Below are 23997 nucleotides of genomic sequence, written 5' to 3'. Positions count from 1 at the left end.
CTTCCTTGAACTTGGTCATGCCGATGCGGCGATAGGTGTCCAGAAAGCGCTCATCCTTCTTGCGTTCGCGCAGATAGACATCGACCACCCGCTCCACCGCGCCGGCGATTTCATGTTCGCCAAAGCCCGGGCCCATGATCTGGCCGACGCTGGCATCTTCCGCGCCCGAGCCGCCCAGGATGATCTGGTAGAATTCGACGCCTTTCTTGTCGACGCCCAGAATGCCGATATGGCCGGCATGATGGTGGCCGCAGGCATTGATGCAGCCGGAAATCTTGATCTTCAGCTCTCCGATGTCATGCGCGCGTTCCCAGTTCTTGAAGCGCAACGCGATCTGCTGCGCCACGGGGATCGAACGGGCATTGGCCAGCGAGCAGTAATCCAGGCCCGGGCAGGCGATGATGTCGGATGCCAGTCCGATATTCGGCGTCGCGAGGTCGTAGGCCTTCAACGCCCTGTACACCGCCGGCAGATCGGCCTGCTTGACATGCGGCAGCACGAGATTCTGCTCATGGGTGACGCGCACCTCGCCGAAGGAATAGCGCTCGGCGATGTCGGCGATCGCCCGCATCTGCTCGGCCGAGACGTCGCCCGGCGGCTCGCCTTCCTTCTTCAGCGAGATGGTGACGATGCTATAGCCCGGCTGCTTGTGCTTGTTGGTGTTGCGCCGCGCCCAGAGGCCGAACTCGAAATCGTTGCGGAAGGCCTGGGCGTATTCCGGCGCGATGCCGCCGGCAAGCGGCTCGAATGCCGGCGGCACGAAGCGCGCGGCGATCGCATCGACCACCTCCTGCGGCAGCGACAGCGCGCCGTCCTTGATGGCGGCGAACTCGGCCTCGACCTTCTCGCGCATCGCCGCGATGCCGATCTCATGCACCAGGATCTTGATGCGCGACTTGAACAGATTGTCGCGCCGGCCGAACTGGTTGTAGACGCGCAGGATCGCTTCCAGATAGCTCAGCAGGTGCTGCCTGGGCAGGAAGTCGCGGATCGTCTTGCCGATGAAGGGCGAGCGGCCCAGCCCGCCGCCCACGATCACCTCGAAGCCGACCTCGCCGGCGGCGTTCTTCAGCATGCGCAGGCCGATATCGTGGATGCGCACGGCGGCGCGGTCGTTCGGCGAGCCGGTGACGGCGATCTTGAACTTGCGCGGCAGGAAGGAGAATTCCGGATGGAAGCTCGACCATTGGCGGATGATCTCGCACCAGATGCGCGGATCCTCGATCTCGTCGGCGGCGGCGCCGGCGAACTGATCGGTGGTGGTGTTGCGGATGCAGTTGCCGCTGGTCTGGATCGAATGCATCTGCACCTTGGCCAGATCGGCCAGGGCATCCGGCGCCTGTTCCAGCTTGATCCAGTTGAACTGGATATTCTGCCGCGTGGTGAAATGGCCGACGCCGCGGTCATAGGTGCAGGCGATATGCGCCAGCTGACGCAGCTTCTTCGATGACAGCGTACCGTAGGGAATGGCGATGCGCAGCATATAGGCATGCAGCTGCAGATACAGGCCGTTCTGCAGGCGCAGCGGCTTGAACTCGTCCTCGCTCAGCTCGCCGGCGATGCGCCGCGCCACCTGGTCGCGGAACTGGGCGACGCGCTCCTCGACGATCTGCTGGTCGAACTCGTCATACTGATACATGGCTGCCTCCTCGGCTTCAGGCGGCTCTGATGGTCCAGCCGGCCGCGGTCGCGCCCGCCGGTATGGAATCCACCATCGTCGAGCCCACCATCGTCGAGCCCACCATCGTCGGACCCACTGTCGTCGGGCCCCGCGCGCGGATGCGCTCGCGGAACTGGACCGGCTGCGGCGGCGAGACGCTGGCATCGACCGGGATCAGATACGGCGCGACGACGACATTCCGCTTCGCCTCGGCCTCGGCGAAGGCGAGCAAAGGCGCGGCGGCTTCCGCATTCGGCGCGATCGCCGCTTCGCCGATCTCGCGCGTCCAGCTGCGCGCAGCGCTGAGGTAGACGACATCGCCGCTCGCCAGATGATTGGCGGTGACGATCTGCGGCTGGCTGTTGAGCTTCGGTGCCTTGGCCATGATGCTCTCTCTCCCTGTATCCGCTATGCCCGGCGGCGCGTAAGCTGCGGCATCGCCCTCGTCGCCTTCGCCCTCGCCATGGCCGCGACCTTGCCGATCACCAGCAGCACCGGGCCCGGTTCGGTTTCGCTCTGGCCGTGCCGCGCCGCCAGCGCGGGCAGATCGTCCAGCGTGCCGGCGGAAACGACCTGATCGGGCCGCGTGCCGTTTTCGATCAGCGCCACCGGCAGCGTGGCGGCCGCGCCGGCCTGCAGAAGCCGCGCGCGGATCGCGGCGGCCTGGCTGGCGCCCATATAGACGACGACCGTTTCGCCCTGCCTGGCGCGCTCGGCCCAGAACAGGGCGTCGTCCTCATCGTCTTGCAGATGGCCGCTGACCAGCGTGACGCCATGCGACAGGTCGCGATGGGTCAGCGGGATGCCGGCGGCGGCCGCGCAGCCCAATGCCGCCGTGATGCCGGGTACGACATGCACCGCGATGCCGCGGGCCTGCAGATACGCCGCCTCTTCGCCGCCGCGGCCGAAGATGAAGGGATCGCCGGCTTTCAGCCGCACCACGCGGCGGCCCGAGGCCGCCTGTTCGGCCATCAGGGCGTTGATGGCGGCCTGGCTGAAGCTGTGCCGGCCCTTGCGCTTGCCGACGCAGACCCGCTCGGCATCGCGGCGCAGGCGATCCAGGATCGCCGGCGCGACGAGATCGTCATGCAGAACGATATCGGCGTCCTGCAGGATGCGCAGCGCGGCGATGGTCAGCAGATCGGGATCGCCCGGGCCGGCGCCGACGATATGCACGACGCCCTGCCGCTGCGGCTGCGGCGCATTCAATTCGGCCAGCAGGGCCGCCCGCGCCGCCGGCTTGTCGCCGGCGAGGATTCTGCTTGCGGCCGCGCCGTCGAAGATGCGCTCCCAGAAATGCCGGCGCTGGGCTGCATCGGGCAGGATGCGGCTCACCGTCGCGCGGCATTCGCCGGCGAGGGCGGCAAGATCGCCCAGGCGGGATGGCAGCAGCGTTTCGATCTGGGCGCGGATGCGGCCGAGCAGCAGCGGCGCCTTGCCGTTCGAGCCGATGCCGATGGTGATGTCGCCGCGCTCGACGATGGCGGGGACGATGAAATCCGACAGGTCGGCGCGGTCGACGACATTCACCCAGATGCCGCGCTCGCGCGCCGCCGCGGCGACGGCCTCGTCTATGGCATCGCCGGCCGCGCTGACCACCAGCCGCATACCGTTCAGCAGGGCGGGGGAGAAGGAAACGGCCCGGTGCTGGACCTGGCCCGCGGCCGCGCGGCCGGCGATTTCAGCGTTGACCTGCGGGGCGGCGACGGTGACGGCCGCGCCGGCCTTCAGCAGCAGGCGGATCTTGCGGGCCGCAAACGCCCCGCCGCCGACGACGAGGACCGGCCGGTTCTGCAGAAGGAGGAAGCCTGGGAAGCTATGCATGGCGAACGCCCCGCACGTTGTGTGGGAGTTCATATTTAACAGTCAATTATTAGAGTCAACAGATTTATACTCACAATCATGATATTTAATAATAATACACATATGAAAGTAGTTAAATTAGCGGCTTTTCATTACCCGGCAGGTAGTTGGCAAGCCTCTGCTAAGCCGGGAAAATTCCCGGGAAGGAAGGAGGCCTCGGCATGATGGACATCGCGGCAGCACCGGACCAGGCCGTCGCCAGCTTCGGCACGCTGATGCGGCAATGGCGCCGCCGGCGGGGCTTGAGCCAGCTCGAACTGGCGGAGCATGGCGGCGTTTCGCAGCGCCATGTCAGCTTTCTCGAATCCGGCCGGGCCCGGCCGAGCCGGCAGATGGTGCTGCATCTGGGTGAATTGCTCGATCTTCCCCTGCGCGAACGCAACCGGCTGCTGCATGCCGCCGGCTTCGCCGCCGCCTACCGCGAAAGCCGGCTCGACGAGCCGCGGCTGGCCGAGGCGCGCCATGCCCTGCAACTGCTGCTGAAGCAGCATGAGCCCTTTCCGGCCGTCGTGGTGGACGGAACCTGGACCATGCAGATCGCCAACAAGGCGGCCGAGGCGATGATCGCCTTCCTGCTCGGTTCCGCGGCGGCGGCGCTGCGCCAGCCGGTCAATCTGATCAAGCTGCCGCTGCATCCGCAGGGCGCGCGGCCCTTCATCGCGAACTGGCGCGAGGTGGCCGGCGCCATGCTGCATCAGCTGCAGCGCGAGGCCCTGGCCAGCCCGGCCGCGGCTTCGCTGCTGGCGGAAGTGCGAACCTATCCCGATGTCGATGCGCTGTGGCGCAGCCTCGACTGGGACAGCGAGCCGCGGCCGGTGGTCGGCCTGAAGATCGTCAAGGATGGCATCGCGCTGAACCTGATCACCATGATCGCCAGCTTCGGCACGCCGCAGGATGTCACCTTGCAGAATCTGCGCATCGAAAGCTTCCTGCCGGCCGATGCGGCCAGCGAAGCCCTGCTGCGCCGGTCGGTGGAACCCGCCGCCGCGGTTTGATAAAGATCAATGTCATTCTCCGCCTGCTGATCGACACTGCCTGCATTCGACATGCCCCCAGGAGGATGCCATGCAGGCGGCCGATATCATGACGACGCGCGTCGAGACGATTGCTGCCGAGGCCACGCTCGGCCAGGCGATCCGCACCATGCTGCAGAAACGGATCAGCGGCCTGCCGGTGATCGACAAGACCGGCGCCCTGGTCGGCATCGTCACCGAGGGCGACCTGCTGCGCCGCAGCGAGATCGGCACCGAGCGGCGGCATCCGCATTGGCTGGAATTGCTGCTCAGCCCCGGCCGCCTGGCGGACGAATATGTGCAAAGCCACGCGCGCACCGTGGCCGATGTCATGACGACGGATGTCGTCAGCGCCACGGAAGACACGCCGGTCGAGGATCTGGTCGAGCTGATGGAGAAGAACCGCATCAAGCGGGTGCCGATTCTGCGTGGCGGGCAGGTGGTCGGCATCGTCAGCCGCGCCAATCTGCTGCATGCCTTCGCCGGCATCCTCGGCGAGGCGCGGCCGACGCAGGCGGGCGACGCGGCGATCCGCGATCGCATCATGGCGGACATGAAGGCGCAGCCCTGGGCGCCGAAGGGCTCGGTCAATGTCGTGGTACGCGACGGCACCGTCCATCTCTGGGGCACGATCTTCGACGAACGCGAGCGGCAGGCCCTGCGCGTCCTCGCCGAGAACACGCCGGGCGTCAAGGCCGTGCAGGATCACCTCATCTGGATCGAACCGATGTCAGGCCTCTATATCGAGGCCGCGCGGTAAGACGTCATCCGATCCCGCCGGGGTTGCGGCGATTGTGATTTGACCCTCGGCTCTCCCCTTGTATTCTGTATACAAGATAGGGAGTCGAAACCATGCGGCATCTGTCGCTCCATCCCGGTCTGGCCCAGCAGGCCTACGATGCGATCCTCGATGCGATCTGCAGCGGCCAGCTCGCGCCGGGCAGCCGCATCATCCAGGAAGACCTCGCCGCCCGCCTTGCCGTCTCGCGCCAGCCGGTGACCCAGGCGCTGCTGCTGCTGCGCAAGCAGGGCTTCCTGCGCGAGACCGGCCGCCGCAGCCTGATCGTCGCGCCGCTCGATGCCGAAGAGGTCCGTCGCGTCTATGCCGTGCGCGGCGTGCTCGACGGCCTGGCCGCCCGCTGCGCCGCCGAGACGAATGCGCAGCGCGCCGCCGCCGAAGGCCCGGAGCTGATCGCGGCCGGACGCAAGGCCGTCTCGGACGGTGCCATGCAGGCGATGATCGCCGCCGATATCGCCTTCCATCGCTTTCTCTATGAATTGTCCGGCAATCCGCTGATCGAGGAATCGGCCAGCCTGCATTGGCAGCATATCCGCCGCGCCATGGGCGGCGTGCTGCGGCGCGGCGACCGGCCGGCGCGCGTCTGGGACGAGCATGCCGCGATTCTGGCCGCCGTTGCCGCCGGCGCTTGCGACGAAGCCGAGCGTCTGTCGCGCAGGCATGCCGGGCAGGCGGCGACGGAACTGGCCGCGCAGCTGCAGGCGGCGGCCCAGACACAGACAGAAGAAGCCGACGACAGGACGCCAACCGGAGGAAACCGCCATGAAGTTGAGTCAGCAGCAGATCGCCGAGTTTCATGACCTGGGATACCTGATCATCCCGGACTGCTTCTCCGCCGAGGAAGTCGAATTGCTGCGCCGCGAGGCGGAAGAGATCTATCGTTTGCAGCGCCAGGAGATCTGGCGCGAGAAGTCCGGCGCGCCGCGCACGGCCTTTGCCGCCCATACCTATAACGAAGCCTTCCGCCGGCTCGGCCGGCATCCGCGCCTGATCGGGCCGGTCGAGCAGGTCTTCGGCGAACAGCTCTACATGCATCAGTACAAGGTCAACGCCAAAGCCGCCTTCGACGGCGAGGTATGGCAATGGCACCAGGATTACGGCACCTGGGCGCGCGACGACGGCATGCCCGAGCCGCGGGCGATGAACATTTCGGTCTTCCTCGACGAGGTGATGCCGATCAACGGGCCGCTCATGTTCATCCCGAAAAGCCATCGCCACGGCGTCCTCGATGCCGGCCACGACCTGGAGACGACCTCCTATCCGCTCTGGACGCTCGACAAGGACACCGTCGCCAAGCTGGTCGATCAGGGCGGCATCGTCGCGCCGACCGGCAAGCCCGGCACGGTGCTGATGTTCCACGGCAACCTGGTGCATGGCTCGGCCGGCAACATCACGCCTTTTCCGCGCAAGATCGTCTATCTGACGTTGTGCGCGGTCTCGAACCATATCCGCAAGCCGACCCGGCCGGAATGGATCGCGCATCGCGATTTCACGCCGATCGAGCCGCTTGACGACGACTGCCTGCTGGAACTGGCGCGCGAAAGCCGCGAGGCGGCGCAATGAACCTCTTCGCGCTGCTGCAGAAACGCGCCGCCGCCGGCAAGCCTGTCCGCGTCGGCCTGATCGGCGCCGGCAAGTTCGGCACAATGTTTCTCGCCCAGGCACGGCGCCTGAACGGCCTGCATCTCTACGGCGTCGCCGATCTGGCGCCGGAGCGGGCCAAAGCCTCGCTCGGCCGCGCCGGCTGGCTGCCCGAGCAGATCGGCGCCGGAAGTTTCGCCGAAGCGCTGAAAAGCGGCGCCACCCATGTCACCGACAGCGCCGAGGCCCTGATCAAGGCCGATGGCATGGAAGTGGTGATCGACGCCACCGGCAGCCCGGCCGCCGGCATCCGCCATGCGCTCATGGCCTGCGCGCATGGTCGCCATATCGTCATGGTCAATGTCGAGGCCGATGCCCTGGCCGGGCCGCTGCTCGCGCAGCAGGCCGAACAGGCCGGCATCGTCTATTCGCTGGCCTATGGCGATCAGCCGGCCCTGATCGCCGAGATGGTCGATTGGGCGCGCGCCACCGGCTTCGACGTGATCGCCGCCGGCAAGGGCACCAAGTATCTGCCGGTCTATCACGCGGCGACGCCGCAGACAGTCTGGCAGCATTACGGCTTCACCGACGAGCAGGTGGCGAACGGCGACTTCAACGCGCAGATGTTCAACTCCTTCCTCGACGGCACCAAATCCGGCATCGAGATGGCGGCGGTGGCCAATGCCTGCGATCTGACCCCGGCGCCGGATGGGCTCGCCTTCCCGCCCTGCGGCGTCGACGATCTGCCGATGGTGATGCGGCCGGCGGTGGCGGGCGGCCATCTGCATCACAAGGGCCAGGTGGAAGTGATCTCCTCGCTGGAGCGCGACGGGCGGCCGGTCTTCCGCGATCTGCGCTGGGGCGTCTATGTCGCCTTCGAGGCGCCGAACGATTATGTGAAACGCTGCTTTGCCGAATACGGCCTCAGGACCGACGACAGCGGCCGTTACAGCGCGATGTACAAGCCCTATCACCTGATCGGCCTGGAATTGTCGATCTCGGTGCTGTCCGCCGCCTTGCGCGGCGAGCCGACCGGCTGCCCGCGCGGCTTCCGCGGCGATGTCGTCGCGACGGCCAAGCGCGATCTTGCCGCCGGCGAGAAGCTGGACGGCGAGGGCGGCTATACGGTCTGGGGCAAGCTGATGCCGGCGGCGGACTCGCTGCGCCTGGGCGGCCTGCCGATCGGGCTGGCGCATAACGTCACGCTCAGGCAGCCGGTCAAGGCCGGCCGGCCGGTGCGCTGGAGCGACGTCGCCTATGACGCAACCGATGACGCCATCGCCTTCCGACGGCGGATGGAGCAGGCCTTCATGCCGCCGGATCCTGCAGGGAAAGAAGCGGCGCGCGCCGCCGAGTAGCAGCGGAGTAGGTCAGGCTCAATAGGTCAGACTTAAGCGGCGGCGCACATGATCGCGCCGCCGCGCCCGTGCCGTCGGCCGGCAGGCTTACGGCTGATAGCGGAGAACCTGCGGCGACAACCCATGCAGCTGGTCGCGGTGTTCCTCGATCATCGGCACCATGTCCGCCGCGGCGAGGCGCAGGGTCTGGTTGTCGCCGTTCTGCGCATAATTCTGATGCAGGCGCAGCGCCTCTTCATGGCCGTAGGTCTGCATGTTGACGTAAGTCTGATCGAAGGCCGAGGTCGACACCGTCTCCAATTCGTTCAGCATCTGCTGATGCCGGGCATCCAGAACGGCCGGCTGGACGGCGACATTCGCCTTCTCGGCATAGCTGGCCATGCGATGCGTCGCCCGCATATGGTTGTCGACCATCTCCTGGCCGAACGCCTTGATTTCCGGCTTTTGCGCGCGCCGCGCGGCGATGCGGCCGGCTTCGATCTCGAACAGGTCGGTCTGCCCGGCCTGTGCGAGATAGCCCTGCGCCGTCGTCGGCATCACCGGCGCCCACAGTTTTCCGTGATAGGCCGGCGGCGTGGACACATTCTGCGCCAGCGCCGGCGCGGCGCCGGCGGCCGCGAACAGGATGGTGGCGATGGCGGCGGTCGTTATCGTCGTCTTCATTTCTTGACCCTCCATTGCACGGTCGGATTGCACAGTCGGTTGCACATTGCGTCGGTTGCGAAACGGGCCCGCTGCGAGAGGGGGCCCGCTGCGAGACGGGATGAGGTCCAACGCCGTGGCGGCCAAGAGGTTCCGCTGGTTTATCGCCGTTCCGCCCGCCGCATTTCCGCCAGGTTCCGCGCCGCCGCTTCGGTCGCTTGGCGGCGCTTTTCCAGCATTGCCGCCATCGCCGACCGCAATTGTGCGACGATTTCCGCGCCGGCGCCCTCGGGCGATCCGGCCTGAAACGGCGGCGCCGGATCGTATTCGATGCCGAGCTGGATCGCCTTCGCCGCCGTTTCGCCGGCCATCCGCGCCACCAGGGCGAGGGCGAAATCGATGCCGGCGGTCACGCCGCCGCCGCTGGCGCGGTTGCGGTCGATCACCCAGCGTTCCCGCACCGGGATGGCGCCGAATGCGGCAAGCTGCTCATGCGAGGCCCAGTGCGTGGTGGCGCGATAGCCTTCCAGCAGCCCGGCGGCGCCGAGCACCAGCGCCCCGGTGCAGACCGAGGTGATCCACTTGGCCCGCCCGGCCTGGCGGCGCAGGAAATCCAGCGTCTCGCGATCTTCCATCAGTGCGATCTGGCCCGGCCCGCCGGGAACGCAGATCACGTCGAATTGCGGCGCTTCGGCGAAAGTGGTCGAGGGCAGGATCGCCATGCCGCGATCGCAATGCACCGGCTCCAGCGTCTTCCACACCAGATGCACATCGGCGCCGGGCAGGCGGGCGAAGACCTCGTAGGGACCGGTCAGGTCGAGCTGGGTCAGGGCGGGAAACAGCAACAGGCCGATCTGCATGGCGAGGCTCCTCGAATGGTTTCGATCAGGCGGTTTTCTGGCGGCCGAAGCGGCGCCGGTAGTCGGCCGGCGCGACGCGGAAGGATTGATGGAAGCGCCGGCGCAGGGTTTCGTCCGAGCCGAAACCGCATTGCCGGGCAATCTGCTTGAGCGGCTGGCGCGTCTGCTCGAGCGCGGCGCGCGCCGCCTCCAGGCGCAAACGGGCGACATACTGCGCCGGCGTGGTGCCGAAGCTTTCGGCAAAGCGGCGGGCGAAGCTGCGCGGCGACATGCCGACCGCATCGGCCAGGCGTTCGACCGTCCAGTTCTCCTTCAATCGCTGCCGGATCAGATTGCCGAGCTGCGCCAGCTTCGCATCCGCCACGCTCTGGCCGGCCAGCAGCGTCGAGAATTGCGACTGGCCGCCGGCGCGCCGGGCATAGACCACCAGCGACTTGGCGACATCCAGCGCCAGTTGGCCGCCGTGATCGGCTTCGATCAGCGCCAGAGCCAGGTCGATGCCGGCGGTCACGCCGGCGGAAGTCCACAGATGGCCGTCGCGCACATAGATCGCGTCGGGCGTGAAACGGATTTTCGGGAAACGCTTGGCCAGCCAGCCGCAGCTGCGCCAATGGCCGGTGGCGCGCTTGCCGTCCAGCAGGCCGGCGCCGGCGAGCGGAAAGTTGCCGGTGCAGACCGAGCCGAACCGGCGCACCTTCGCCGCCGCCTGCCGCAGCAGGCGATGCACCTGCGGATCGCCGATCGCGGCGCGCGCGCCGGGTCCGCCGGCCACCAGCAGGGTGTCGGTCCGGGCGATCAGGCGCGCGTCCAGCTTCTCGGTCATCACCGGCACGCCGTTCGACATGCGCAGCATTCCGCCCGCGACGGAGGCAAGGTGCACGCGATAGGCGTTCCCCGGCCGGCCGTTCGCCGGCTCGGCGCTCAGCCGGTCGGCGGCGTCGAAAGCCTCCAGCGGCCCGGCCGCATCGAGCAGCAGGCCGTCGGGAAAGGTCAGGATCACGATATGGCGCGGTTCGCTCTTGCTCATGTCGTCATTCTGGCATGGCGCGTATCTGGCAGGAATGACAAACAGCCAACGGATTCTGCCAAACAGGGGCGGCGGAACACCGGGCGCGGATGGCGGCGCAGAATCTGGCGAAATCGTGGAACAAGCATCCTGGCCGCCGGTTGCTTTCCCCATGGCAGATCGCATCGGCGCGCCGCCTTCCGATAGCCTGCTGCCCCCCAGCTTTCAGCGCGATGCACCTGCCGTCAGCAACTTACGGCGGAGGGAGTCATCGTGCCTGCCAATCTGCGCCTGCTTGTGCCCAGCCTGTTCGCAATCTGCGCGTTCACCCTGGCGACGCCGCTGCATGACATCGCCTTTGCCAGAGGCGGCGGCGGAGGCGCCGGCGGGGGTGGCGGTGCCGGTTCCGGCGGCGGTGCAGGCGGTGGTGGGGCTGGAGGCGGTGGCGGTGCTGGCTCCGGTGGCGGTGGTTCTGGCGGTGCAGGCGGAGGTGGATCGGGCGGCGGAGCCGGGGCAGGAAGCGGTGGCGCAGGAGGCGGTGCTGGTGGCGCTGGGGCCGGTGGCGGTGCTGGCGGAGCAGGAGGTGGTGGTGCCGGTTCTGGCGGAGGCGGTTCTGGCGGAGCCGGTGCAGGTGGTGGCGCAGGCGCAGGCGGAGGTGGATCGGGCGGTGGCGGGGCAGGAAGCGGTGGTGCGGGTGGCGCAGGCGGTGCGGCTGGCGCCGCTGCCGGCGCTGCCGCCAGTGCTGCCGGCGCTGCCGCCAGTGCTGCCGGTGCTGCAGCCGGTGCTGCGGCCAGTGCTGCCGGTGCCGCGGCCGGAGCTGCTGCAGGAGCTGCCGGCGCTGCCGCTGGGGCTGCCGCCGGTGCGGCCGCTGCTGCCGCCGGTGCGGCTGCTGCTGCCGCCGGCGGCGTGGGTGGCGCAGCCAGTGGAACCTCGGCCAGCGGCTCAGGTGGCGGCGGGTCGGCTGCGGCATCGAGTGGCGCGGCATCGAATGGTGCGGCATCGTCCGGCGCGGCAGGAACGGGGACGGCCGACGCGGCCGCCGGTCTGGGCGGCGGCCCGGATGTCGGAGCCGTCGGCGTCGTCGCGAATGCGCCGCTCGCGCCTGCCGTTCCGGCCACCGCGGTTCCAGCCGCGGCAGCCATGGGCAGGCCGAAGCCGGGCGGGATCAGCGTTCGCGGCCTGGGCCTGGCGACGGCGCCGGCCGCCCAGTCCAGCGCCACATCGGCCGGCAGACTGGGAACGGCGCCGCTGGTTGGCGTCACCGTCGTCGAACTCGATGGCGGCCGCGGCATGACCGTGCCCGGCCGCGCGCTGGTGTCGGGCGGGGAGCTGTCGGTGGCGCAGAATGCCGCGCGGGACAAGCCGGGAAGCGGCGGCGGCCCGTCGCTGGTTCAAGGCCCCGGCGCCGGCCTGGCGCCGAAAGCCGATATCGGCTCGCCGCTCGGCCTGTTCGTCAGCCAGCAGCAGCGACAGCCCTAGCCGGCGGCCGGGCCTGGCTCTGCCAAACGCTCTGGCCGGCCAGGCCGAGCATGACCCGATCGATGCGCGGCATGCTGATCGCTGCGGCTGGCGTCACGATCATGCGACCGCGTCGCCGAAGCAGCCGATGAAGGCGCGCAGCGCGGCGCTGTCATGTCCATCGCGGCGGCGCACGAACAGGGTCTGCACCCGGCCCTGCTCGGGCGGGATCGGCTGGATCCGCACCGCCGGCCGGAGCGTGCTCTTTTCAACGGCGGCGCGCGGCAGCAGCGTGATGCCGACATTGGCGCTGACGCAGCCGAGAATGCCTTCCAGCGTGCCGAATTCCAGGCGCCGGAACGGCATCCAGCCGAGGCTGGAGAAATACTGCTCCAGCCGCTGGCGATACGAACAGCCGGCGCGGAACACCACCGCGGTCGGGGCCGGATGGGCAGCGCGGTAGGCGGCCAGATCGGGCCAGGATTGCGCCATCACCAGCACCAGTTCCTCTTCCACCAGCGGCACGGCGATCAGGTCCGGATGCTCGACCGGGGCGGCGACGAAGGCGCCGTCGATGCTGCGCTCCAGCACCCTGTCCAGCAGCGCCGCGGTCGTGCCGGTGCCGATATCGAGCTGCACATCGGGACAGCCGGCATGAAAGCGCGCCAGCAAAGCGGGCAGGCGCACGGCCGCCGTCGTCTCCATCGTGCCGATCGCCAGCGCGCCGCCCACCGCGCCGTCCTGCTTCACCGCCTGCCGGGCTTCGGCGGCCAGGGCGATCATCTGGCCGGCATAGGGCAGCAGCCGCTGGCCCGCCGCGGTCAGCCGCATGCCGCGGCTATGGCGGTTGAACAAGGCCGTCCCCAGCCGCTCTTCCAGCAGCTTGATCCGGGTGGTGACGTTGGACTGCACCGTGTTGAGCTGCTGCGCCGCCCGGCTGATGCTGCCGCAGCGGGCGACGGCGGCGAAATAGGACAGATCGGAGAGTTCCATGGCAGATATCTCTGTTTGAGATGGTTTATATCGTTGGATTTCGCTTCCGACGATATCATGGAAGGGGCTAGCCTATCAGGCGGAATTCGCAAGGAGGCTCCCATGGCACTGACGACCGCCCTGACCCGCCGTCTCGGCATCCGCCATCCCGTCATCTCGGCACCCATGCATCTGGTCGCCGGCGGCGCTCTGGCATCGGCCGTCAGCGCGGCGGGCGGATTGGGACTGATCGGCGGCGGCTATGGCGATGCGAGCTGGCTCGACCAGCAGTTCGATATCGCCGCCGGCCAGCGCATCGGCGTCGGTTTCATCACCTGGTCGCTGCGCAAATCCCCGCCGCTGCTGACCGATGCCCTCAAGCGCAGGCCCGTGGCGGTGATGCTGTCCTTCGGCGATCCGCGGCCTTTCGTCGACGAAATCCGCGCCGCCGGCGCGCTGCTGATCTGCCAGTGCCAGAATATCGACCATGTCTGGGATGCGATCGATGTCAAAGCCGACATCATCGTCGCCCAGGGCGCGGAGGCGGGCGGCCACGGCGCGCTGCGCGGCACGCTGTCCTTCGTGCCGGAAGCGGCCGACCTGATCGCCGCCCATGCGCCAGACGCCATCCTGGTCGCCGCCGGCGGCATCGCCGATGGCCGGGGACTTGCCGCCGCGCTGGCGCTGGGCGCCGAGGGCGCCCTGGTCGGCACGCGCTTCTGGGCCTCCGCCGAGGCCCTGGTGCATCGTCGCCATCACGAAGCGGCCATCGCGGCAAGCGGCGACGAGACGATCAGGACGACGGTGGTCGACATCGCCCGCCAGATTCCCTGGCCGCGCGGCTTCACCGCGCGAGTTTGCCGCAACGCCTTCACGCAGCGCTGGCACGGCCGCGAGGACGAGCTGGAGCGGGCCGCGGCCGTCGAGGGACCGCGCTATCGCCAGGCCTTCACGGCCGGCGATCCGGACAATACCGGCGTGTGGTTCGGCGAAGCCGCGGGCATCATCCGCAGCATCGAGCCGGCCGCCGCGATCGTCGAGACGATGGCGCAGCAGGCGGAAGCCGCATTGAAGAGGATCGCATCGTGAGCAACGATTTCTGCCGGCGCCTCGGCATTGCGCATCCCGTGCTGCTGGCGCCGATGGCGGGCGAGGCCGCGAAGCCGGCCCTGGCGGCGGCGATCGTCAGCCGCATGATGGCGCAGGCGAAGGCGGCGCTGCCGCAGCTATGATCGGCGTTCTGCTGTATTCGTGCGGCAAGGCTGGCGGGAATTGCGGCGGCCGCCCCTTGTCATCGGCGGCCCCCCCGGTAAAGTCAGCCATCCGGTATGAAACAGGGCCGGCCTCGGTATTTTTCCGGCGTTCCAGGGAGTGAAACATGGCGAAAGAACTGCATCATTTCATCGGCGGCAAGAAGCTGCCCGGAAAATCGGGCCGTTTCCTCGACGTTCATAATCCGAGCACCGGCGAGGTCGGCGCCAGGGCGCCGCTGGCCAGCAAGGCCGAGGTCGAGGCCGCGATCGCCGACAGCCAGAAGGCTTTCGAGGCCTGGAGCGCCACCTCGCCGCTGGCGCGCGCCCGCGTGATGTTCAAGTTCAAGGAGCTGTGCGAGAAGCATGCCGACGAGATCGCGCTGCTGATCTCGAACGAGCACGGCAAGGTGTTCTCCGATGCCAAGGGCTCGCTGCAGCGCGGCCTGGAGGTGGTCGAATTCGCCTGCGGCATCCCGCATCTGCAGAAGGGCGAGTATTCCGACGGCGTCTCGCGCGGCATCGACGTCTATTCGATGCGCCAGCCGCTCGGCGTGGTCGCCGGCATCACGCCGTTCAACTTCCCGGCCATGGTGCCGATGTGGATGTTCGCCGTGGCGATCGCCTGCGGCAACACCTTCGTGCTGAAGCCGAGCGAGAAGGATCCGAGCTGTCCGCTGCGGCTCGCCGAACTGATGCTGGAGGCCGGCGCGCCTCCGGGCGTGCTGAACTGCGTGATCGGCGACAAGGAAGCGGTCGATACGCTGCTGGCTGATCCGCGCATCCAGGCGGTCAGCTTCGTCGGCTCGACGCCGATCGCACAGTATGTCTATGCAACGGCGGCGGCGCACGGCAAGCGCGTGCAGGCGATGGGCGGCGCCAAGAACCACATGATCGTCATGCCGGACGCCGACATGGATCAGGCGGTGGATGCGCTGATCGGCGCCGGCTACGGCTCGGCCGGCGAGCGCTGCATGGCGGTTTCGGTGGCGGTTCCCGTCGGCAAGGGCACGGCCGACAAGCTGGTCGAAGCCCTGGCGCCGCGCGTGCGGGCGCTGAAGGTCGGCCCCAGCACCGACAAGGACAGCGAGATGGGTCCGCTGGTGACCAAGGAGCATCTTGCCAAGGTCAAGAGCTATGTCGATCTCGGTGTCGAGGAAGGCGCCAAGCTGGTGGTGGACGGCCGCAGCCTGAAGCTGCAGGGCTACGAGAACGGCTATTTCATGGGCGGCTGCCTGTTCGACAACGTCAAGCCGAACATGCGCATCTACAAGGAGGAGATTTTCGGGCCCGTGCTCAGCGTCGTGCGCACCGAAAGCTTCGACGAAGCGGCCAGGCTGCCGACCGAGCATGAATTCGGCAACGGCGTGGCGATCTTCACCCGCGACGGCGATGCGGCGCGCGACTTCGCGGCCCGGGTGCAGGTCGGCATGGTCGGCATCAATGTGCCGATCCCGGTGCCGGTCGCGTTCCATACCTTCGGCGGCTGGAAGAAGTCGGCCTTCGGCGACACCAACCAGCATGGTCCGGAAGGCGTGCGCTTCTACACCAAGATCAAGACGGTGACGGCGCGCTGGCCGACCGGCATCCGTGCCGGCGCCGAGTTCAACATCCCGACGCTGAAATAGGCGTCGGCGCTTTGCCTTGGAACGGGCGGCGGGCTAGCCTGCCGCCCGTCGCGTTTTTTTGAAGCCTCCGCATGAATGTCCAGGACCTTTACCGCAGCAAAGTCGCCGCCGGCGAACTGACCGGCGATCCGGCGCAGGAACTCGCCGTCGAAAAGCTCGAATTGCTCAGCCGGCGGCTGGCGCATTATCAGCCGGGCAGCGAGGATGGCTGGCTGCAGCGCCTCAGCTTCGGCCGCAAGCGCGAGCCGGCGCCGCAGGGCCTGTACATCTACGGCGAAGTCGGCCGCGGCAAATCCATGCTGATGGACCTGTTCTTCGCCGCGACGCCCGTCGAGAAGAAGCGCCGCGTGCATTTCCATGCCTTCATGCAGGAGGTGCATGCCGCAATCTTCCGCTATCGCCAGCTGCCCGAGGACGATCCGGAGCGGAAGAAGGGCGGCGACGATCCGATCCGCCCGGTGGCCAAGGCGATCGCGCGCGAGGCCTGGCTCCTGTGCTTCGACGAGATTCAGGTGACCGACGTCGCCGACGCGATGATCCTCGGCCGCCTGTTCGAGAAGCTGTTCAACCGCGGCGTCGTCGTGGTGGCGACCTCGAATCGCGCGCCGGACGACCTCTATCAGGGCGGCCTGAACCGGCAGTTGTTCCTGCCCTTCATCGCGCTGTTCAAGGACAAGCTGGATGTGCTGCATCTCGCCGCCTCGCGCGATTACCGCCTGCAGCGCTTAAGCCGCGAGCAGGTCTGGTTCGCGCCGCTGGGCCTGGCCGCCGATGCCGCGCTGGACCGCGTCTTCGCCTTGCTGACCGACGATGCGCCCGGCGCGCCGGCCGCGCTCGACGTGCTGGGCCGCAAGGTCGCCGTGCCGGCCCAGGCGCGCGGCGTGGCGCGGTTCGCCTTCGCCGATCTGTGCGAACAGCCGCTCGGCCCGGCCGATTATCTGGCGATCGCCAGGACCTATCATACGCTGGTGCTGAGCGGCATCCCGCGGCTCGGCCCCGACAAGCGCAACGAGGCCAAGCGGTTCGTCACCCTGATCGATGCGCTTTACGAGGCGAAGGTGAAGCTGATCGCCGCCGCCGAAGCCGCGCCGGAGCGGCTTTATCCGGAAGGCGACGGCGCCTTCGAATTCCAGCGCTGCGTCTCAAGGCTCAATGAGATGCAGAGCGAGGATTACCGCGCGCTGGAGCACAGCCCTTAGGCACTCGCAATCGTCATGCCCGGATGTCATGCCCGGGCTTGGCCCGGGCATCCAGCGGATCACGTCCGGAGACGACGCTGTGCGTCAATTCGGCAGCAGCAGATCCCGCGCGCGGTCGAGCCGGGCGCCTTCGAGCTGCGCGCCGAGCAGATTGGCGCCCTCGAAGCGGCCATCGGTCAGGTCGGCGCCGGTCAGATTGGCCTGCCGCAGGTCGGCATCGCGCAGATCGGCGGCGACCAGGCTGGCGCCGGTCAGATTGGCATTGGCGAGGTTCGCCTTCTTCAGCTTGGCGGCGCCCAGATTGGTGCGGGCGGCGCGCGTATTCGGTGCATCGTCCTTGATCGCCGCCAGATTGGCATGGCTGAGATCGGCGGCATCGAGCGTCGCGCGCGACAGGCTGGCGCCGCGCAGATTCGCCTTGGTGAGTTCGGCGCCGCGCAGGTCGGCGAAATTGAGCCGCGCCAGGGCGAGATTGGCATTGGCCAGCCGCGTCCGCGCGAAGCAGGCGCGTTCGAGCAGGGCGCCCATCAGGTTGATGCCGTGCAGGTCGCGGCCGGAGAAGTCGAAATCGCTCAGATCCGCGCGCTGGCCCTGGCGGCCTTCGGAATGGACCCAGAGATCATGCAGGCGCAGCACCTCGGAAAGGTCTTCCGGCGCATGGCGCGAGGCCGCGGCGAAGATCGCCGCCGCCAGTTCCGGCCGGGCGCGCATTTCGGCTTCCAGGATGGCGCCGCGCAGATCGGCGCCGGCGAAATTGGCGCCTTCGACCAGCGCGCCCGACAGGCTGGCGCCGGTCAGGGTGGCGCCGGAGAAGTCGGAGCCTTTCAGATCGGCGCCTTCCAGCCGGGCCGAGGTCATCTGCGCCTTGCGCAGATCGGCGCCGGACAGGTTGCTGTCGCCGAGATTGGCATCGGCGAAATCGGCATGCAGGGCGAAAGCCTTGGGCAGTTGCGCGCCGGACAGGTCGGCGCGCTGCGCCGAGGCGCCCGACAGGTCGATGGCGCGCTTGGTCGGGCCGCTATCCGACAGCCGGCCATCGGCGTCGTAGACGGGAGCGAGCGCTTCGGCGCCGTTCGATTCGGCCATGTTGGCGTCGTTCAGGCCGGCGGCGCGCAGGCAGGCGCCGCGCAGATCGGCCCAGCGCAGGTCGGCGCCGCCAAGGCTGGCATTGCGGAAATCCGAACCGCCGCATTTCGACATCGACAGCCTGGCGCCGTCGAGGCGGGCGCGGTGCAGCCGCGCCCCGGTCAGGTCGGCCAGGGTGAGATTGACGCCGGTCAGGTCGGCGTCGGACAGGTCGGTGAAAGCCAAGGCGGCCGGCTGGGCATCGGCCTTGCCGGCCAGATGGGCTTCATGCTCGCGCAGGACGTCGCGCAGCTTTTCCGCGCTTACTTTCGTCAGGTGCGCGGGTGCCCCGCGGGAAAAATCGCCCATACCGCCCTGCGGCTGTGGAGTGGAAAGAACCAGAATCGACAGCGCAGTGTACTTGGGTCAGCCCCGCCGTGCCACTGTCAGATTCTGTGACTTTTGTCACTCCCGCAAATATCAGCCGCGCCGCTCGACCATCAGCTTCTTGATCTCGCCGATGGCCTGGGCCGGGTTCAGTCCCTTCGGGCAGGTCTGGGCGCAGTTCATGATGGTATGGCAGCGATACAGCCGGAAGGGATCTTCCAGGTTGTCGAGCCGCTCGCCGGTCATCTCGTCGCGGCTGTCGGCGATCCAGCGATAGGCCTGCAGCAGGATGGCCGGGCCGAGATAGCGCTCGGAATTCCACCAGTAGCTCGGGCAGGCCGTCGAGCAGCAGGCGCACAGGATGCACTCGTAGAGGCCGTCCAGCTTGGCGCGCTCCTCCGGCGACTGCTTGCGCTCGCGCGCCGGGGCCGGGCTCTGGGTCTTCATCCAGGGCTGGATCGAGGCGTATTGGGCATAGAAGTTGGTCAGGTCCGGCACCAGGTCCTTGACCACCGGCATATGCGGCAGCGGGTAGATCTTCACATCCTCCTTGATGTCCTCGATCGCCTTGGTGCAGGCCAGCGTATTGCCGCCGTCGATATTCATGGCGCAGGAGCCGCAGATGCCCTCGCGGCAGGAGCGGCGGAAGGTCAGCGTCGGGTCGATTTCGTTCTTGATCTTGATCAGCGCGTCCAGAACCATCGGGCCGCAATCGTTGAGGTCGATCTCGTAGGAATCGACCCGCGGATTCTGGCCGTCGTCCTGGCTCCAGCGGTAGATGCGGAAGGTCTTGGTGCGGCGCTGCTCGCCGGCCTGGGCCGGCGGCAGGGCGAAGGTCTTGCCTTCGGTGATCTTGGAATTCTTCGGCAGCGAAAAAGCGACCATGGTGTTGCGATCCTCGTCGGCTCGACCTTAGTAGACGCGCTTCTTGGGCTCGATATACGCGATATCGTTAGTAAGCGTGTGGGTATGCACCGGGCGGTAATCCAGCGTGACCTTGCCCTTGCTGTCCATCCAGGACAGCGTGTGCTTCATCCAGTTGGCATCGTCGCGCTCGGCGAAATCCTCGCGCGCATGGGCGCCGCGGCTTTCCTTGCGGTTCTCGGCGCCATGCATGGTCACCACCGCCTGGCGGATCAGATTGTCGAGTTCCAGCGTCTCGACCAGATCCGAGTTCCAGATCAGCGAACGGTCGCTGACGGCGACGTCCGGCATCATCTGGTAGACCTCGTCGATCAGCTTGACGCCTTCCTTCAGCACCTCGCCGGTGCGGTACACCGCGCAGTTGGTCTGCATGGTGCGCTGCATCCTGTCGCGGATCCGCGCCGTCGGGCTGCCGCCCTTGGCATGGCGGAACTGGTCCAGCCGGGCCAGCGCTTCCTCGCCGGCCTTGGGCATGTCCTTGTGCTTGCCGTTCTTCTCGACGATCTGCGCCGCGCGGATGGCGGCGGCGCGGCCGAAGACGACGAGGTCGATCAGCGAGTTCGAGCCCAGGCGGTTGGCGCCGTGCACCGACACGCAGGCCGCTTCGCCGACCGCCATCAGGCCGGGCACGACATGGTCCGGGTTGCCGTCCTTCAGGGTGACGACTTCGCCGTGATAGTTGGTCGGGATGCCGCCCATGTTGTAGTGCACGGTCGGCAGCACCGGGATCGGCTGCTTGGTGACGTCGACGCCGGCGAAGATCTTGGCGCTTTCCGAGATGCCGGGCAGGCGCTCGTGCAGGATCTTCGGATCGAGATGATCCAGGTGCAGGTAGATGTGGTCCTTGTTCTTGCCCACGCCGCGGCCTTCGCGGATTTCCATGGTCATGGCGCGGCTGACCACGTCGCGCGAGGCGAGGTCCTTGGCCGACGGCGCATAGCGTTCCATGAAGCGCTCGCCTTCGGAATTGACCAGATAGCCGCCCTCGCCGCGGGCGCCCTCGGTGATCAGGCAGCCGGCGCCGTAGATGCCGGTCGGATGGAACTGCACGAATTCCATGTCCTGCAGCGGCAGGCCGGCGCGCAGCACCATGCCGCCGCCATCGCCCGTGCAGGTATGCGCCGAGGTGCAGGAGAAATAGGCGCGGCCATAGCCGCCGGTCGCCAGCACCACCATCTGGGCGCGGAAGCGGTGGATGGTGCCGTCCGACAGGTTCCAGGCCATCACGCCGCGGCAGGCGCCTTCCTCGTCCATGATCAGGTCGAGGGCGAAATACTCGATGAAGAACTCGGTGTCGTATTTCAGCGACTGCTGGTACAGCGTGTGCAGGATGGCATGGCCGGTGCGGTCGGCGGCGGCGCAGGTGCGCTGGGCCGGCTCCTTGCCGAAATGCTTGGTCATGCCGCCGAAGGCGCGCTGGTAGATCTTGCCTTCCTCGGTGCGCGAGAACGGCACGCCGAAATGCTCCAGCTCGATCACCGCCGGCACCGCCTCGCGGCACATGTATTCGATCGCGTCCTGATCGCCGAGCCAGTCGGAGCCCTTGACGGTGTCGTACATATGCCAGCGCCAGTCGTCCTCGCCCATGTTGCCGAGCGAGGCCGAGATGCCGCCCTGCGCGGCGACGGTGTGGCTGCGGGTCGGGAACACCTTGGAGATGCAGGCGGTTTTCAGGCCGGCCGCCGCCATGCCCATGGTGGCGCGCAGGCCGGCGCCGCCGGCGCCGACGACGACGACATCGTAGAAATGGTCGTTGATCGGATAGCTAGCAGGCATTGGATCAGGCTCCGAAAAACAGCTTGAGCACCGAGATCGCGGCGATGCCGCCGACCACGAAGATGGCGAAGGTCACCGCCAGCAGGGTTGCGAGCTTGGCGCCCTCGGCATGGATGTAATCCTCGATGATGACCTGCGCGCCGAGCTTGAGATGCCAGAACGCCGCCAGGATGGCGAGCAGGGCGATGATGGCGATCAGCGGATTGTGGAAGGCGGCGGCGACGGTGGCGTGATCGGCGCCGGCCAGCCGGATGACGGTGCCGGTCATCAGCAGGGCGAGCGGAATCAGCGCCACGGCGGTGATGCGCTGGATCCAGAAATGCTGCGTGCCGTCCTTGGCCGAACCGAGGCCGCGGACGCGCTTGAGCGGGGTTTTCATGGTGTTGAGCGGCTTGGACATGACGGGCTCCTCAGCGCAGCGCGTAGGCCAGAATCCAGGCCAGCAGGGTGAGCAGAACGGAGGCGATCAGCGCCCAGCGGGCGGTACGGTTGGCGACCGGGATCCGGTAGCCGTAGCCCATATCCCAGAAGAGATGGCGGATGCCGTTGCACAGATGCAGGAACAGCGCCCAGGTGAAGCCGAACAGGATCAGCCGGCCGAGCCAGGAGGCGATCACGCCATGCACGAAGGCGTAATAGTCCGGTCCGGCGGCGGCGGCGGCCAGCCACCAGGTGAGCAGCAGCGTGCCCAGGCCCAGGCCGATACCGGTGATCCGGTGCAGGATCGACAGGACCATGGTGATCGGCCAGCGGTAGATTTGCAGATGCGGAGAGAGCGGTCGTTCGACGTGCGCCATGATGTGCCTTCGAGTGGGGGCGGGCACCGCAGGAGGGCGGCTCCCGAAAGCGGGCCGATACTAGTCCGACAGGCCGCTTAGTCAACAATTGGGCAACTCTGTTTTTACCGGCCTAAGCCGCGCCCACGCAAGGCGAATCCCGCCCCGAAAGGGCAGATTTGAAATTACGTCAAGAAAGCGAAACACCTGCCGCGGCGCTGCTGCGGCAGGTGTGGCGGTTCTGGCGGCGATTGCGCCGCCGCTCAGCGCAGGTCGTAGGCGCGTTCGCCGTGCACGGTGATGTCGAGCCCTTCGAATTCCTGCTCCTGGCTGACGCGCAGGCCGAGCGTGGCCTTCAGGCCGGCCAGGATGATCCAGCTCATCAGGCCGGCCCAGGCGGCGGTGGCGCCGAGGCCGAGCAGCTGGCTGCCGAGCTGGGCTGCGGCGGAGACGCCGGCGCCGAAGCCGGTGCCGCCCAGGCCGGGCTGGCCGATCACGGCGACGAGGACGATGCCGAGCGCGCCGCCGATGCCATGCACGGCGAAGACGTCGAGCGAATCGTCCAGCCTGAGGCGCTGTTTCATCAGCGTGGTGATGCTGAAGCAGATGAGGCTGCCGCAGATGCCGGCCAGAAGGCCCCCGGCCGGTCCGGCCACGCCGGCGGCCGGCGTGATGGTGGCCAGCCCGGCGATCAGCCCGGTGACGATGCCGACCAGCGACGGGCGGCCATGGCGCAGCCATTCGATCGCCATCCAGGTCAGCGCGCCGCCCGCCGCCGACATATGGGTGGCGATCATGGCCATGCCGGCGCTGCCGTTGGCGGCGAGCGCCGAGCCGGCGTTGAAGCCGTACCAGCCGACCCAGAGCATGCCGGCGCCGGTCGCGGTCATGCCGGGACTGTGCGGCAGCATCGGCTCGTGCGGGAAGTCGCGCCTTTTGCCGACCATCAGCGCGGCGATGACGGCGGCCATGCCCGCCGTGACATGCACCACCAGGCCGCCGGCGAAATCGATCACGCCCTGCTGCGCCAGCCAGCCATTGCCCCAGATCCAGTGGCAGATCGGAACGTAGACCAGGAACAGCCACAGGCCGGAGAACCACACGACGGCGGAGAATTTCACCCGCTCGGGATAGGCGCCGACGATCAGCGCCGGCGTGATCACCGCGAAGGTGAGCTGGAACATGAAAAAGACCGCTTCGGGCAGGCCGTCGCGCAGCGTCTCGGCGGTGACGCCGGCGAGGAAGGCGCGGCCCAGGCCGCCGATCACGGCCTGGACATCGCCGCCATCGGTGAAGGCGAGGCTGTAGCCGGCGGCGAGCCAGAGCACCGAGGCGAGCGCGGCGATCAGCACGCAATGCATCAGCACGCTGAGCGCATTCCGCGCCCGCACCAGTCCGGCATAGAACAGCGCCAGCCCGGGCAGCGTCATGAACAGCACCAGGGCGGTGGCGGTCAGCAGCCAGGCGGTGCCGGGGCCGTCCAGCGGTCCGGCCTCGGCGGCGAAGGCCGGGCTGGCGATGGCCGAACCGGCGAACAGCAAAACAGCGGCAAGCGGCGCCGCGGCGCGGCGCGCAAAGGAAGCGATCATCGGGACACCCACCCTGTGCAAGATCGTTATGTCGGGCGCTGTTTCGGACGGCGGGCGAAACGCCGGCGAAACAGGCAGGCTGCCCAAGCACGCGCCATGCCAGCGGCGCGGCGCGGAACCGCTTGATAAACCAGGGGGTGACTGGCCGGCGCCGGAACTTTGCCGTCCAAAGCGGCAATTCTATGCCGAAA

Annotated in this window: 24 protein-coding genes; 11 read left to right on the top strand and 13 right to left on the bottom strand. The window is 67.9% G+C overall.

Annotated elements, in window-relative coordinates; all coding sequences use genetic code 11:
• From VF194_RS10980 to cysG, 3 genes are all read right to left on the bottom strand, one after another.
• On the bottom strand, positions 1 to 1639 hold a 1639-nt coding region (locus VF194_RS10980), incomplete at its 3' end, for a nitrite/sulfite reductase (RefSeq protein WP_330890914.1).
• Positions 1640 to 1655: 16 nt separating this feature from the next.
• Entirely contained in the window at positions 1656 to 2045 is a 390-nt protein-coding gene (locus VF194_RS10975) for a DUF2849 domain-containing protein (RefSeq protein ID WP_330890913.1), read from the bottom strand.
• A gap of 23 nt (positions 2046 to 2068) precedes the next feature.
• The gene (gene cysG / locus VF194_RS10970) at positions 2069 to 3484 is read right to left on the bottom strand and encodes a siroheme synthase CysG (RefSeq protein WP_330890911.1); all 1416 of its coding nucleotides are present in this window, start codon (positions 3482 to 3484) and stop codon (positions 2069 to 2071) included.
• A gap of 200 nt (positions 3485 to 3684) precedes the next feature.
• On the opposite strand from cysG, the gene VF194_RS10965 reads away from it, so the two are divergent.
• The 5 genes from VF194_RS10965 to VF194_RS10945 all read left to right on the top strand — a co-directional run bounded on the left by VF194_RS10965 (position 3685) and on the right by VF194_RS10945 (position 8274).
• The gene (locus tag VF194_RS10965; protein ID WP_330890909.1) at positions 3685 to 4518 is read left to right on the top strand and encodes a helix-turn-helix transcriptional regulator; all 834 of its coding nucleotides are present in this window, start codon (positions 3685 to 3687) and stop codon (positions 4516 to 4518) included.
• Positions 4519 to 4588: 70 nt separating this feature from the next.
• Entirely contained in the window at positions 4589 to 5296 is a 708-nt protein-coding gene (locus VF194_RS10960; RefSeq protein ID WP_330890907.1) for a CBS domain-containing protein, read from the top strand.
• A 92-nt stretch (positions 5297 to 5388) separates the two neighbouring features.
• Positions 5389 to 6135 (top strand): GntR family transcriptional regulator, encoded by a 747-nt coding sequence (locus VF194_RS10955; RefSeq protein WP_330890905.1) that lies wholly within the window; start codon positions 5389 to 5391, stop codon positions 6133 to 6135.
• Positions 6098 to 6898: a phytanoyl-CoA dioxygenase family protein gene (locus tag VF194_RS10950; protein ID WP_330890904.1), complete on the top strand. Its 801-nt coding sequence runs from the start codon at positions 6098 to 6100 to the stop codon at positions 6896 to 6898. Before VF194_RS10955 ends, VF194_RS10950 begins: the two co-directional genes overlap by 38 nt.
• Positions 6895 to 8274, top strand: a complete 1380-nt coding sequence (locus VF194_RS10945; protein ID WP_330890901.1) for an NAD(P)H-dependent oxidoreductase — start codon at positions 6895 to 6897, stop codon at positions 8272 to 8274. Before VF194_RS10950 ends, VF194_RS10945 begins: the two co-directional genes overlap by 4 nt.
• A gap of 87 nt (positions 8275 to 8361) precedes the next feature.
• Here the strand turns inward: VF194_RS10945 and VF194_RS10940 are convergent, their stop codons facing one another.
• From VF194_RS10940 to VF194_RS10930, 3 genes are all read right to left on the bottom strand, one after another.
• Entirely contained in the window at positions 8362 to 8937 is a 576-nt protein-coding gene (locus tag VF194_RS10940; protein ID WP_330890899.1) for a DUF4142 domain-containing protein, read from the bottom strand.
• A gap of 140 nt (positions 8938 to 9077) precedes the next feature.
• Entirely contained in the window at positions 9078 to 9776 is a 699-nt protein-coding gene (locus VF194_RS10935; protein WP_330890897.1) for a DJ-1/PfpI family protein, read from the bottom strand.
• 25 nt (positions 9777 to 9801) lie between these two features.
• Positions 9802 to 10803, bottom strand: coding sequence for a GlxA family transcriptional regulator (locus VF194_RS10930; protein ID WP_330890895.1), 1002 nt, complete (start codon positions 10801 to 10803; stop codon positions 9802 to 9804).
• 325 nt (positions 10804 to 11128) lie between these two features.
• Here VF194_RS10930 and VF194_RS10925 point away from each other — a divergent pair, with 325 nt between their 5' ends.
• Complete coding sequence (locus VF194_RS10925) at positions 11129 to 12076, top strand: hypothetical protein (RefSeq protein WP_330890893.1); 948 nt, start codon at positions 11129 to 11131, stop codon at positions 12074 to 12076.
• Complete coding sequence (locus tag VF194_RS10920) at positions 12073 to 12261, top strand: hypothetical protein (RefSeq protein WP_330890890.1); 189 nt, start codon at positions 12073 to 12075, stop codon at positions 12259 to 12261. Before VF194_RS10925 ends, VF194_RS10920 begins: the two co-directional genes overlap by 4 nt.
• A 99-nt stretch (positions 12262 to 12360) precedes the next feature.
• Here VF194_RS10920 and VF194_RS10915 read toward each other — a convergent pair whose 3' ends face one another.
• A complete protein-coding gene (locus VF194_RS10915) occupies positions 12361 to 13233 on the bottom strand; it encodes a LysR family transcriptional regulator (RefSeq protein ID WP_330890889.1) in 873 nt (290 codons plus the stop codon).
• A gap of 102 nt (positions 13234 to 13335) precedes the next feature.
• Between VF194_RS10915 and VF194_RS10910 the strand changes: the two genes are divergently transcribed.
• The 4 genes from VF194_RS10910 to zapE all read left to right on the top strand — a co-directional run bounded on the left by VF194_RS10910 (position 13336) and on the right by zapE (position 17289).
• Positions 13336 to 14301 (top strand): nitronate monooxygenase, encoded by a 966-nt coding sequence (locus tag VF194_RS10910; RefSeq protein WP_330890887.1) that lies wholly within the window; start codon positions 13336 to 13338, stop codon positions 14299 to 14301.
• Positions 14298 to 14444, top strand: coding sequence for a hypothetical protein (locus VF194_RS10905; protein WP_330890885.1), 147 nt, complete (start codon positions 14298 to 14300; stop codon positions 14442 to 14444). Before VF194_RS10910 ends, VF194_RS10905 begins: the two co-directional genes overlap by 4 nt.
• A 146-nt stretch (positions 14445 to 14590) precedes the next feature.
• A complete protein-coding gene (locus VF194_RS10900) occupies positions 14591 to 16090 on the top strand; it encodes a CoA-acylating methylmalonate-semialdehyde dehydrogenase (RefSeq protein WP_330890883.1) in 1500 nt (499 codons plus the stop codon).
• Positions 16091 to 16161: 71 nt separating this feature from the next.
• Positions 16162 to 17289, top strand: a complete 1128-nt coding sequence (zapE, locus tag VF194_RS10895) for a cell division protein ZapE (RefSeq protein ID WP_330890881.1) — start codon at positions 16162 to 16164, stop codon at positions 17287 to 17289.
• A gap of 84 nt (positions 17290 to 17373) precedes the next feature.
• Here the strand turns inward: zapE and VF194_RS10890 are convergent, their stop codons facing one another.
• The 6 genes from VF194_RS10890 to VF194_RS10865 form a co-directional block, all read right to left on the bottom strand.
• The gene (locus VF194_RS10890; protein ID WP_330890879.1) at positions 17374 to 18723 is read right to left on the bottom strand and encodes a pentapeptide repeat-containing protein; all 1350 of its coding nucleotides are present in this window, start codon (positions 18721 to 18723) and stop codon (positions 17374 to 17376) included.
• Positions 18724 to 18834: 111 nt separating this feature from the next.
• The gene (locus VF194_RS10885) at positions 18835 to 19626 is read right to left on the bottom strand and encodes a succinate dehydrogenase iron-sulfur subunit (protein WP_330890877.1); all 792 of its coding nucleotides are present in this window, start codon (positions 19624 to 19626) and stop codon (positions 18835 to 18837) included.
• Positions 19627 to 19653: 27 nt separating this feature from the next.
• Positions 19654 to 21441, bottom strand: a complete 1788-nt coding sequence (gene sdhA / locus VF194_RS10880; protein ID WP_330890875.1) for a succinate dehydrogenase flavoprotein subunit — start codon at positions 21439 to 21441, stop codon at positions 19654 to 19656.
• Between the two features lie 4 nt (positions 21442 to 21445).
• Positions 21446 to 21841, bottom strand: a complete 396-nt coding sequence (sdhD, locus tag VF194_RS10875; RefSeq protein WP_330890873.1) for a succinate dehydrogenase, hydrophobic membrane anchor protein — start codon at positions 21839 to 21841, stop codon at positions 21446 to 21448.
• 10 nt (positions 21842 to 21851) lie between these two features.
• Positions 21852 to 22238: a succinate dehydrogenase, cytochrome b556 subunit gene (sdhC, locus tag VF194_RS10870; RefSeq protein ID WP_330890871.1), complete on the bottom strand. Its 387-nt coding sequence runs from the start codon at positions 22236 to 22238 to the stop codon at positions 21852 to 21854.
• A 242-nt stretch (positions 22239 to 22480) separates the two neighbouring features.
• A complete protein-coding gene (locus tag VF194_RS10865; protein ID WP_330890869.1) occupies positions 22481 to 23806 on the bottom strand; it encodes an ammonium transporter in 1326 nt (441 codons plus the stop codon).
• Between the last annotated feature and the right edge of the window lie 191 nt (positions 23807 to 23997).

This window comes from Ferrovibrio sp., from assembly GCF_036381655.1.
Taxonomy (GTDB): Bacteria; Pseudomonadota; Alphaproteobacteria; order Ferrovibrionales; family Ferrovibrionaceae; genus Ferrovibrio.
This window is presented reverse-complemented; position numbering and strand designations above follow the sequence as displayed.

Coding starts and splice junctions, on each gene's coding strand:
- cysG (WP_330890911.1), bottom strand. CDS start 3,484: ATGCATAGCTTCCCAGGCTTCCTCCTTCTGCAGAACCGGCCGGTCCTC.
- VF194_RS10960 (WP_330890907.1), top strand. CDS start 4,589: ATGCAGGCGGCCGATATCATGACGACGCGCGTCGAGACGATTGCTGCC.
- VF194_RS10925 (WP_330890893.1), top strand. CDS start 11,129: ATGACATCGCCTTTGCCAGAGGCGGCGGCGGAGGCGCCGGCGGGGGTG.
- VF194_RS10910 (WP_330890887.1), top strand. CDS start 13,336: ATGGCACTGACGACCGCCCTGACCCGCCGTCTCGGCATCCGCCATCCC.
- VF194_RS10890 (WP_330890879.1), bottom strand. CDS start 18,723: ATGGGCGATTTTTCCCGCGGGGCACCCGCGCACCTGACGAAAGTAAGC.
- VF194_RS10935 (WP_330890897.1), bottom strand. CDS start 9,776: ATGCAGATCGGCCTGTTGCTGTTTCCCGCCCTGACCCAGCTCGACCTG.
- sdhA (WP_330890875.1), bottom strand. CDS start 21,441: ATGCCTGCTAGCTATCCGATCAACGACCATTTCTACGATGTCGTCGTC.
- VF194_RS10940 (WP_330890899.1), bottom strand. CDS start 8,937: ATGAAGACGACGATAACGACCGCCGCCATCGCCACCATCCTGTTCGCG.
- VF194_RS10975 (WP_330890913.1), bottom strand. CDS start 2,045: ATGGCCAAGGCACCGAAGCTCAACAGCCAGCCGCAGATCGTCACCGCC.
- VF194_RS10950 (WP_330890904.1), top strand. CDS start 6,098: ATGAAGTTGAGTCAGCAGCAGATCGCCGAGTTTCATGACCTGGGATAC.
- VF194_RS10930 (WP_330890895.1), bottom strand. CDS start 10,803: ATGAGCAAGAGCGAACCGCGCCATATCGTGATCCTGACCTTTCCCGAC.
- VF194_RS10915 (WP_330890889.1), bottom strand. CDS start 13,233: ATGGAACTCTCCGATCTGTCCTATTTCGCCGCCGTCGCCCGCTGCGGC.
- sdhC (WP_330890871.1), bottom strand. CDS start 22,238: ATGGCGCACGTCGAACGACCGCTCTCTCCGCATCTGCAAATCTACCGC.
- sdhD (WP_330890873.1), bottom strand. CDS start 21,841: ATGTCCAAGCCGCTCAACACCATGAAAACCCCGCTCAAGCGCGTCCGC.
- VF194_RS10900 (WP_330890883.1), top strand. CDS start 14,591: ATGGCGAAAGAACTGCATCATTTCATCGGCGGCAAGAAGCTGCCCGGA.
- VF194_RS10885 (WP_330890877.1), bottom strand. CDS start 19,626: ATGGTCGCTTTTTCGCTGCCGAAGAATTCCAAGATCACCGAAGGCAAG.
- zapE (WP_330890881.1), top strand. CDS start 16,162: ATGAATGTCCAGGACCTTTACCGCAGCAAAGTCGCCGCCGGCGAACTG.
- VF194_RS10945 (WP_330890901.1), top strand. CDS start 6,895: ATGAACCTCTTCGCGCTGCTGCAGAAACGCGCCGCCGCCGGCAAGCCT.
- VF194_RS10965 (WP_330890909.1), top strand. CDS start 3,685: ATGATGGACATCGCGGCAGCACCGGACCAGGCCGTCGCCAGCTTCGGC.
- VF194_RS10920 (WP_330890890.1), top strand. CDS start 12,073: ATGACCGTGCCCGGCCGCGCGCTGGTGTCGGGCGGGGAGCTGTCGGTG.
- VF194_RS10865 (WP_330890869.1), bottom strand. CDS start 23,806: ATGATCGCTTCCTTTGCGCGCCGCGCCGCGGCGCCGCTTGCCGCTGTT.
- VF194_RS10955 (WP_330890905.1), top strand. CDS start 5,389: ATGCGGCATCTGTCGCTCCATCCCGGTCTGGCCCAGCAGGCCTACGAT.